Source organism: Polaromonas sp. (assembly GCF_030689685.1).
In the GTDB taxonomy this organism is placed as follows: Bacteria; Pseudomonadota; Gammaproteobacteria; order Burkholderiales; family Burkholderiaceae_C; genus Polaromonas.
Genome location: NZ_JAUYEY010000002.1, coordinates 1 through 8,783 on the forward strand (window position 1 = coordinate 1; position 8,783 = coordinate 8,783).

The window sequence follows — 8,783 nt, forward strand, 5'->3', positions numbered from 1 at the left end:
CAATCCCTCACCCCCAACCCTCTCCCGGAGGGCGAGGGCGAAGACGGTCCAATTCACTGCCCGTGTATTTGGAAAAAATCAATAACAAGCCAGCTCGTGAGGTTTGAGGCAGGTCGCATTCAGGCAGCAGTAGTTTGCCTCCAAACCGTTTTTTTTGTTAATTTCGCCATACGCACCCGTGGTGGATGGGTCATAGCACTTGGCGTGGAAGCAGAGTCAGTCGCCAAAAGTCACCCAGGTAATTGCCGGGACGTCGCCTATCGGCGAAACTGGCAAAGATCGACTAAAACTGGAATCGCTATGAAATTGAGAGCTTGTGACGTAGTATTGGCAGGGGATTCCGTGGGTTTTCACTTAAACTCAGTGGTTCGAATGGGTGTTCTGAATGTCGCAATGCAGAGAACTTTTTTTCTCGATGTGGCGCCGTATACCCCCTCTTGATTTAGGACCGCCGACTCAATGAACATCGACCTCCTGCAGGGTGAGTTCGAATACCTGCCCCGCTTCATCACCAGCCTCGCCATCGGCCTTTTGATCGGTCTGGAACGTGAACGCAGTCCGGCTGCCAAGGCGGGCTTGCGCACCTTTGCCCTGGTTGCCCTGTTTGGCGCTGTCGCGGCGATGCTGTCGGAAAAAACCTCCTCGCCGTGGTTACTGACAGGCGGACTGCTGGTCATCGGCCTCATGACCATTGCCGCGTATTTGCGCGAGCGGGAAGAAAGCGCCGATCCCGGCACCACCACCGTGGCTGCCATCGTCATGTGTTATGGCCTGGGGGCGATGATCTGGCATGGCTATTCCACCCTGGCTGTGATGCTGGCCATTGTCACCACCATGCTGCTTTACTTCAAGGCCGAGTTGCACGGCATTACCCGGAACCTGAGCCGACGCGACTTGACGTCGATGCTGCAGTTCGCGGTACTGACTTTCATTATTCTGCCGGTGCTGCCAGACCGGAATTACGGCCCCTATGGCGCCCTCAACCCCTACCAGGTCTGGCTGATGGTCGTGCTGATCTCTGGTGTCAGTCTGGCTGGCTATGTGGCTTTGCGCTTTGTCGGCCAGCGCAACGGCGCCGCGCTGCTGGGCTTGTTCGGCGGGCTGGCTTCTAGCACAGCCACGACGCTGGTTTATGCACGCCACAGCAGGGACAACGAAGGACTGGCCGGGCCTGCGGTGGTCGTGATTTTGCTCGCCAATCTGGTTGTTCTGGTCAGGCTTTCAGTCGTCAGCGCAGTGGTTTCCCCCTCCGTGCTGCCGCAACTGTTGCCGGTGCTGGGCAGCGGACTGGCGCTCGGCCTCGGAGCGACTGCCTACTGGTGGCACAAATTGAACCAGCAAAGTGAAGTACTGATGCCGGAAGTCAGCAACCCCACAGAGATTCGCACCGCCGTGGGCTTCGGCCTGCTTTATGCGGTGGTGCTGCTTTTCGCCGCATGGTTGTCGGATATCGCCGGCAACGGCGGCCTGTATGTGGTCGCGCTGGTGTCCGGACTGACCGATGTGGACGCCATCACCTTGTCCAGTCTGCGCCTGTTCGAGCTCGGCAAGCTGCAGGCCACCGAAACAGTGGCGGCGATTTCCCTCGGGATCATGTCCAACATCGGCTTCAAACTGGGTTTGGTATTTTTTATCGGCGGCCCCCTGCTGGCCAGACGTTGTGCCGTGGGCATGATCGCCACTGCAGCGGGCATCGGGCTCGCGCTGCTGGTTTTGACGCGGTGATTTTCTTGAGTATGGAAAATAATTAAACCGCGCAAACGAGTGACGAAAAAGTCACGGGATCACAGAGTTACGGGGTCAGGTCTCAATGCTGTTCGGTTAGCCGTTCGGGCTGAGCTTGTCGAAGCCCATTCACCCTTCGATAAGCTTAGGACGAACGGGCTTAAGCGCACAGTATTGGGTCAGGTCTTGCATTGCAACATCCACTTCCATAGCACGAGCCCAAGCCAAGACCATTGCGCGTTGAGTTTTCTGGCGGTCTGCAGCACATCGCATCTCGGGGCGACAGGCGTGAGCCTATTTATTTGAACGACATTGTTCGAAAGCAGTGGCTGGCGCTCTTCGGCCAAGTCTGTCGCGCTACAACCGGGTTTGCCACGCCTACTGCCTCATGGACACCGCGCAGTGCGGTCGGCAGAGCTTGCAAAAATCAATTAAGACAAAAATCGCTATCAAATTAAGAGCTGCTTGCGCAGTAGGTGTATGGGTTTGTGTTGATTTTCATTCAAATTAGGTTGCTGGAGTGGATGGTCGGAATGGTGCAATGCAAGACCCTGACCCTGTATTTTCCGTGACTTAAGTCAAAGACGAGTAATACCATGCAGCGCATGATTGGTTCATCCATCTACGGAGGTTTTTTATTCATGAACAGACAACTCACCGCACCATTCAAGAAGTAGCTGCTGGAGCAGCGTGCGACCCTGCTGGCCCAGATTGCCAGCCTGCGCGGCGGCACTGTTGGCCGTGCCGAGGCATCGGCCGAGCACTTCGGGCGACCCGAGGATTCCAGGGCACAGGTGACCACCGAACGCGATCTGGAATTTGCGCTGGACGCGCGTGAAACCGCCGAACTCGCCGTCGTTGACGCAGCCCTGAAGCGCATCGAAGACGATGTGTATGGTCAGTGCGCGGATTGCGGCGTTGAGATTCCTGTCCCGCGGCTGCATGCTGCACCTGAAGCAGCGCGCTGCATCGACTGCCAGGATAAGAGCGAACACAGCCACGGCAAGTCGGCAACTGCCTGAGCCCCGTCGCATCACTTTTCCAAACTTATCCCCGGGAGAAATTTATGACCACCTACCACGCCGTTGTCTGGATTGACGGTTCCGAAGCGCATGTGCTGATGTTTGATCGCGAACACGTCGAATCCCAGCGTATCAAGTCACGCACGCACCACAAGGCCACGGGCGGGCATGTGGGATCCCATCAACTGATGCACGGACGCGGCGACAGCGCCAGCGGCCGCCACACGCCCCAGGGTGGCCATGCCGAAACCGGCAAGGACTACTTCGAGCAGGTAGCCAAGGAGCTCGAAGGCGTGCATGAAATCCTGCTGACCGGCCCGGGCCAGACCAAGAACGAGTTCCACGACTACTGCAAGAACAACGCCAAGGCGGTGGGCAAGACCATCGCCGGAGTGGTGACTACGGACCACCCGACCGATCCGCAGCTCGTGGCCCTGGCCCGCCAGTATTTCCTCAAGTTCGACAAGATGCAAGGCGACCCGGCGCACGGTTGAGATATCGGGCCATAAAAGCGGGGGCCTGCGGTTGAGTCAAACATGTCAGGTTGGGTTTCGACCAGTTGATCGGAAATCGCCGGGAAGTGCAACCAGCCGATGTGTTCGCTGCCCACGTGCTCGCGGCTATGACGGGCACGCTCAGGTCAGGAAAAGTGATGACCAACGAATGTTGCGAAGAATGCAAATGACCTCGCGGAATTTTTTTGTGCATGGTTGAGCCGTGGCATCAACAAACCGGGAGCTGCTTAAATGAGTGTCAAGATTACTTTTCTGGGCGGTACGGGCACCGTCACCGGCTCCAAATATCTGGTGCGCCATGGCGACGAATGTCTGCTGGTGGACTGCGGCCTGTTCCAGGGCTACAAGCAGCTTCGTCTGCGTAACTGGACCTCCTTGGCTGTAGCGCCTGACCAGATTGACGCGGTGCTGCTGACCCATGCCCATCTGGACCACAGCGGCTACCTGCCCCTGCTGGTCAAAGAAGGCTTCTCGGGCCCTGTGTACGCCACCAGCGGCACGCGGGACCTGTGCCGCATCCTGCTGCCCGACAGCGGTCACATCCAGGAAGAAGATGCAGAGTTTGCCAACCGCCATGGCTTCTCCAGACACGCGCCAGCCCTGCCGCTGTACACACGGCAGGATGCGCTGGATTGCCTGCCCCGGTTCAAGGCGATCAACTTCGGCAAGAGCTTTGCACCCATCCCCGGCTGGCGCGCCACCTTTTCCCCGGCCGGGCATATCCTGGGTGCGGCCAGTGTGCTGCTGGAGGTTGCCGGACGACGCATTCTGTTCTCCGGCGATCTGGGTCGGCCCGATGACCTCATCATGAATCCCCCTTCAGAAGCACCAGCGGCCGATACAGTATTGATCGAGTCCACGTACGGGGACCGCGAACACCCGAAGGAAGACGTGCTTGCCGAATTGGGGCCGGCTTTGCAAAAACTGGCCAAGCGTGGCGGCGTGGCGGTTATGCCGGTGTTTGCCGTTGGAAGGGCACAAGCCCTGCTGCACGCCATTCACCTCCTCAAGGTGCGTGGGGACCTGCCCACGTCGCTTCCCGTTTTTCTGGACAGTCCGATGGCGGTGCAAACCACCCATTTGTTTGAACACCATCAGGGGGAACATCGGCTCAGCAGCAAGGACACACACGCACTGACGCACTCGGCCACCATGGTCAACAGCACCGATGAATCACACGCTCTGGCCGGTCGGCATGGACCCATGGTCATTCTGTCGGCCAGCGGCATGGCCACCGGCGGACGCGTGTTGCATCACCTCGCGTTTACGCGGGCAATCACCGCAATATGATCATCCTGACCGGGTTTCAGGCGCCCGGCACACGGGGCGCCACGCTAGCCAGTGGCGCCAAATCCGTGCGTATTCATGGGCGTGATGTGGAGGTTAAAGCCGAAGTCGTGCAACTGCAATCTGCCTCTGCCCATGCCGATGCAAACCAGATTTTGGCGTGGCTGCGCACCATGCCCCAAGCCCCTGACCAGGTCTATGTGGTTCACGGTGAATCGGGCCCATCGGACGAACTTCGCAAACGCATCAAGCATGAGTTGGGCTGGCGTGCCATGGTGCCGGAACATGGTTCGACCTGGCCCACCTGATTCCAATTCGCATTAGAAGCGAGAACAAGGCGCGACGCCGCAGACAGCGCTACAGCACGGCAAGGCCAAGCAACGCAGTTATCGTTTTTAATGCGAATTGGAATGACTCAGCTTGGACAACATGCGTGAAATGCCGGGGCAGGTCCTGCAAAATTTTCGCCACTGATTACAGGTTTCGCGTTGCTGAAACCATCGCCCAAGCTTCAGCCTGTTGCAAGCCCGTTCAAACCGGCGTAATCGTTATGTCCACCGTCATGGACTCTTTACCCCCGCCCTGCCGCACGCCCTTGATCGGCGGGCAGGCGTTGTAATCGGTCCCCACCGCCAGCCGCACATGGCGCTGGTCAATCAGGCAACTGTGGGTGACATCGATGCTGCCCCAGCGCCGGCGGGCCACATCCAGGCAAACATCTGCCCAGGCGTGGCTGGCCAGGTCGGGTTCATTGGCAGCGTAAAAATAGCCGCTGACATACCGCGCCGGAATCCCCAGGCTGCGGCAGATGGCCACCATCACGTGAGCCTGGTCCTGGCAGACGCCGGCGCCGGCGTTAAAGGCCTGCAGCGCCGTGGTCTCGACACTGGTGCTGTCTTTTTTGTATCGCACGGTATCAGCGACGGCTTGGCTCAGGGCCAGCAACGCCGGCAGGTCCGCAGCGTCGCCGGTAACAAAACGCCGGCCGAATTCGGCCAGTTGGGCATGCGGAGCCGCGAGCTGGGTGGGCCGAAGAAAAAACGCCGGGTGCGGCATCATTTCGTCGTCGCTGAATTGCGCAACACCCAGGGTATCGACCTGGCCCGCAGCATTGACCAGGCTGCCCGTCACCTGGTCTGCCACTTCGCCGACAAAGGTGTAGGAGTGGATGCTGTTGCCGCAGCCGTCGCGCTGCGCGTGCAACTCACCCGGCGCGCCCAGGCTCCAGAAAGCAATTGTTTGCGACGGACCGGAACGCGGCGTCAGCCAAAGCGTTTGCAGCGCGTAACGCAATGGCTCGGTGTAGCGGTAGCGGGTGGTGTGTCGGACGTGCAGCTTCATGATCCGACCCAGCAGCGAGGCAGCACGGACATCACCATCGTGGAATCAAGCCGTCGCCAGAACCAGAAAATCGCGACTGATGCAGACTCCGAGTTCGTTCACACGGTCCAGAAACTGCGTCAGGTAGGCATGCAGGCCGGTGGCCAGAATTTCGTCGATGCGGGCGTACTGCAGGTCGGCATAAAGTTTGCCGGCGCGGCGCACGGTTTCGCAGGTCTGGTCATCGGTCACCATCTGCAGGTTGTTCACCACACCGTGCAGACTGGCAGCCAGTGAGCGCGGCATGTCGGCGCGCAGGATCAGCAGCTCGGCCACCCGTTCGGGCTTTATCACGTTGCGGTACACGCGGCGGTAAATTTCAAAAGCACTGACGCTGCGCAAAATCGCGCTCCAGTGGTAGAAGTCGTACTCTTGGTCTTTCTCGCTGGCCGCGCCGTAAAAATCGCTCTGCACCGCGTGGAACTTCACATCGACCAGGCGCGCGGTGTTGTCGGCGCGCTCCAGAAAAGTGCCCAGCCGCATGAAATGCAGCGCCTCGTCCTGCAGCATGGTGCCCACGGTGACGCCGCGCGACAGGTGCGAGCGGAACTTGACCCATTCAAAAAACTGGCCAGGGTCGCGCTCGAAGTCGCCATTGCGCAACATGCGGAAAATTTCCAGATAGGTCTGGTTCTGCGTTTCCCAGACTTCGGTGGTCAAGGTGCCGCGCACTGCTCGGGCGTTTTCACGCGCGTTTTTCAGGCACGAGATGATGCTGGACGAATTTTTTTCGTCGCGCACCATGAAGTCCATCACATCGCGGGCACTGACCGCGCCGTATTTGCTTTCATAGTCGGGCGACAGCTCGCTGATGCTCAGCAAGCCTTGCCAGCCAACCTGTGCCACGCCGGTCGACTGCGGCAATAGCGAAGTCTGGTAATTGACGTCCAGCATGCGCGCGGTGTTTTCGGCACGCTCGGTGTAGCGTGACATCCAGAACAAATGATCAGCAGTTCGTGACAACATGGTTTAACTCCTTGCCTCAAACACCGAAAGCGCTGGCGCGCTTGGCGTGTTTTGGTGATGACGTCACAAGCGCTTCGCGCAATTGATGAGTCATCCCCGCGAATGCCTGCGGCATGTCGCCGGCACGCTCTGTGTAGCGGGACATCCAGAAAAGGTGATCGGCGGTTCTTGAAAGCATGGCTTAACTCCTTGCCTGCGACTGGGTCTGGGTTTGCCCCGACTGCGATTGGGACTGCGAGTGCGCCGGGGCGTGGGCGTCTTCCAGCACCCAGGTGTCCTTGGTGCCGCCGCCCTGGGATGAGTTGACGACCAGCGAGCCGTCTTTCAGCGCCACCCGCGTCAGGCCACCCGGCACCATCTGCACGCTCTTGCCGCTGAGCACAAAAGGCCGCAGGTCGATATGGCGCGGCGCAATGCCGCTGTCAACATAGGTCGGGCAGGTGGACAGGCTCAGCGTGGGCTGCGCAATGTAGCCGGCCGGATTGGCCAGCAGCGCCTTGCGGAAGTCTTCAATCTCGGCCTGCGTCGCTGCCGGCCCGACCAGCATGCCGTAGCCGCCGGCGCCGTGCACTTCCTTGACCACCAGGTCTTTCAGGTTGGCCAGCGTGTATTGGAGGTCGTCCGGGTTGCGGCACATGTAGGTCGGCACGTTGTTGAGGACGGGCTTTTCACCGAGATAAAACTCAATCATCTTCGGCACATAGGGGTAGATCGACTTGTCGTCGGCCACACCGGTGCCGATGGCGTTGCACAGCGCGACATTGCCGCTGCGGTAGACATTGAGCAGACCGGCGCAACCCAGGGTAGAAGTCGGGCGGAAGGCCAGCGGGTCGAGGAAGTCGTCGTCGACCCGGCGGTAAATCACATCGACACGTTTCGGGCCGCGCGTGGTGCGCATGTAGACAAAGTTGTCCTTGACGAACAGATCCTGGCCTTCGACCAGCTCCACACCCATTTGCTGGGCCAGAAAGGCGTGCTCGAAATAGGCGGAGTTGTACATGCCCGGCGTCAGCACCACCACCGTCGGTTCGGCGCGGTGCGCCGGCGAATTGTCGCGCAGGGTCTCAAGCAGCAAGTCGGGGTAGTGCGCAACCGGAGCAACATGGTTTTCGCTGAACAGGTCGGGAAACAGCCGCATCATCATCGTGCGGTCTTCCAGCATGTAGCTCACGCCGCTGGGCACACGCAGGTTGTCTTCCAGCACGTAGTACTCACCCTCGCCCTGGGCGTTGGGGGCGCGCACGATGTCGATGCCACTGATGTGCGAGTAGATGTTGCCCGGCACATCCACGCCCATCATCTCCGGCCTGAACTGCGCGTTCTGGAAAATCTGCTCGGACGGCACCACGCCGGCCTTGATGATTTCCTGGTCGTGATAAACGTCGTGGATGAAGCGGTTCAGTGCGGTGACGCGCTGGATCAAGCCGCGTTCCATGCTGGCCCACTCGTGGGCCGGGATGATGCGCGGAATCAGGTCAAAGGGGATCAGGCGCTCGGTGCCTCCGGTCTCTGAATTGCCGTCGTCCTTGTCGCCATACACCGCAAACGTGATGCCGACGCGGCGGAAGATCATCTCGGCTTCTGCGCGCCTGGCCTGCATGACCGAATCCGGCTGCCGGGCCAGCCAGCTTTGGTAGCTCTGGTAATGAGCCCGCACCCCCGCCGCGTCAGCGGCGTTCATCTCGTCAAACTTCGGTCCGCTCATCAGCTTGGTCTCCGTCAGGTTTCTTCTGCATTGCCCAGGCTCCTAGGAGCCTGGGCGGCAGAAGGAACGTCGGCTGCAAAGCGGCCGCGACGGTCCATTTTTCACCGGCTTTTTGCCCCATAGCTACGGCTATGGCGCTGCAAACCCGGCAAAAACTGTCCTCGCCGGGGCCACTTTTCGCTT

9 protein-coding genes and 2 pseudogenes are annotated in these 8,783 nt (G+C 59.7%); 4 read left to right on the plus strand and 7 right to left on the minus strand.

Features of this window, described 5'->3' with window-relative positions; translation table 11 throughout:
* The first annotated feature begins 459 nt into the window (after positions 1 to 459).
* Entirely contained in the window at positions 460 to 1,725 is a 1,266-nt protein-coding gene (locus Q8O29_RS00170) for an MgtC/SapB family protein (RefSeq protein ID WP_305560040.1), read from the plus strand.
* 635 nt (positions 1,726 to 2,360) lie between these two features.
* Here the strand turns inward: Q8O29_RS00170 and Q8O29_RS20310 are convergent.
* Complete coding sequence (locus tag Q8O29_RS20310; protein WP_371134113.1) at positions 2,361 to 2,669, minus strand: hypothetical protein; 309 nt, start codon at positions 2,667 to 2,669, stop codon at positions 2,361 to 2,363.
* Between Q8O29_RS20310 and Q8O29_RS20315 the strand changes: the two genes are divergently transcribed.
* Positions 2,616 to 2,747: a TraR/DksA family transcriptional regulator gene (locus tag Q8O29_RS20315; RefSeq protein ID WP_371134112.1), complete on the plus strand. Its 132-nt coding sequence runs from the start codon at positions 2,616 to 2,618 to the stop codon at positions 2,745 to 2,747. The genes Q8O29_RS20310 and Q8O29_RS20315 overlap by 54 nt on opposite strands.
* Positions 2,748 to 2,791: 44 nt before the next feature.
* Positions 2,792 to 3,241 carry a hypothetical protein gene (locus tag Q8O29_RS00180; protein ID WP_305560041.1) on the plus strand — a complete coding sequence of 150 codons (450 nt, stop codon included), beginning with the start codon at positions 2,792 to 2,794 and terminating at the stop codon, positions 3,239 to 3,241.
* Between the two features lie 35 nt (positions 3,242 to 3,276).
* Here the strand turns inward: Q8O29_RS00180 and Q8O29_RS00185 are convergent.
* Positions 3,277 to 3,387, minus strand: a pseudogene (locus Q8O29_RS00185) (class II aldolase/adducin family protein); the annotation flags it as partial.
* A 106-nt stretch (positions 3,388 to 3,493) separates the two neighbouring features.
* Between Q8O29_RS00185 and Q8O29_RS00190 the strand changes: the two are divergent.
* Positions 3,494 to 4,857: pseudogene (locus Q8O29_RS00190) on the plus strand (MBL fold metallo-hydrolase).
* A gap of 223 nt (positions 4,858 to 5,080) precedes the next feature.
* On the opposite strand, the gene Q8O29_RS00195 reads toward Q8O29_RS00190, so the two are convergent.
* From Q8O29_RS00195 to Q8O29_RS00215, 5 genes are all read right to left on the minus strand, one after another.
* Entirely contained in the window at positions 5,081 to 5,890 is an 810-nt protein-coding gene (locus tag Q8O29_RS00195; protein WP_305560042.1) for a transglutaminase family protein, read from the minus strand.
* A gap of 45 nt (positions 5,891 to 5,935) precedes the next feature.
* Entirely contained in the window at positions 5,936 to 6,895 is a 960-nt protein-coding gene (locus tag Q8O29_RS00200; RefSeq protein WP_305560043.1) for an alpha-E domain-containing protein, read from the minus strand.
* Positions 6,896 to 6,911: 16 nt separating this feature from the next.
* Complete coding sequence (locus Q8O29_RS00205) at positions 6,912 to 7,073, minus strand: alpha-E domain-containing protein (protein ID WP_096699763.1); 162 nt, start codon at positions 7,071 to 7,073, stop codon at positions 6,912 to 6,914.
* Between the two features lie 3 nt (positions 7,074 to 7,076).
* Positions 7,077 to 8,600, minus strand: coding sequence for a circularly permuted type 2 ATP-grasp protein (locus tag Q8O29_RS00210; RefSeq protein ID WP_305560044.1), 1,524 nt, complete (start codon positions 8,598 to 8,600; stop codon positions 7,077 to 7,079).
* Positions 8,581 to 8,783, minus strand: a 203-nt coding sequence (locus tag Q8O29_RS00215) for a hypothetical protein (protein WP_305560045.1), incomplete at its 5' end; no start/stop codon positions are given. The genes Q8O29_RS00210 and Q8O29_RS00215, both read right to left, overlap by 20 nt.

Excerpts from the sequence above, each read along its gene's own strand:
- Q8O29_RS00170 (WP_305560040.1), top strand. The coding sequence starts at position 460 with ATGAACATCGACCTCCTGCAGGGTGAGTTCGAATACCTGCCCCGCTTC.
- Q8O29_RS20310 (WP_371134113.1), bottom strand. The coding sequence starts at position 2,669 with ATGCAGCCGCGGGACAGGAATCTCAACGCCGCAATCCGCGCACTGACC.
- Q8O29_RS00180 (WP_305560041.1), top strand. The coding sequence starts at position 2,792 with ATGACCACCTACCACGCCGTTGTCTGGATTGACGGTTCCGAAGCGCAT.
- Q8O29_RS00195 (WP_305560042.1), bottom strand. The coding sequence starts at position 5,890 with ATGAAGCTGCACGTCCGACACACCACCCGCTACCGCTACACCGAGCCA.
- Q8O29_RS00200 (WP_305560043.1), bottom strand. The coding sequence starts at position 6,895 with ATGTTGTCACGAACTGCTGATCATTTGTTCTGGATGTCACGCTACACC.
- Q8O29_RS00205 (WP_096699763.1), bottom strand. The coding sequence starts at position 7,073 with ATGCTTTCAAGAACCGCCGATCACCTTTTCTGGATGTCCCGCTACACA.
- Q8O29_RS00210 (WP_305560044.1), bottom strand. The coding sequence starts at position 8,600 with ATGAGCGGACCGAAGTTTGACGAGATGAACGCCGCTGACGCGGCGGGG.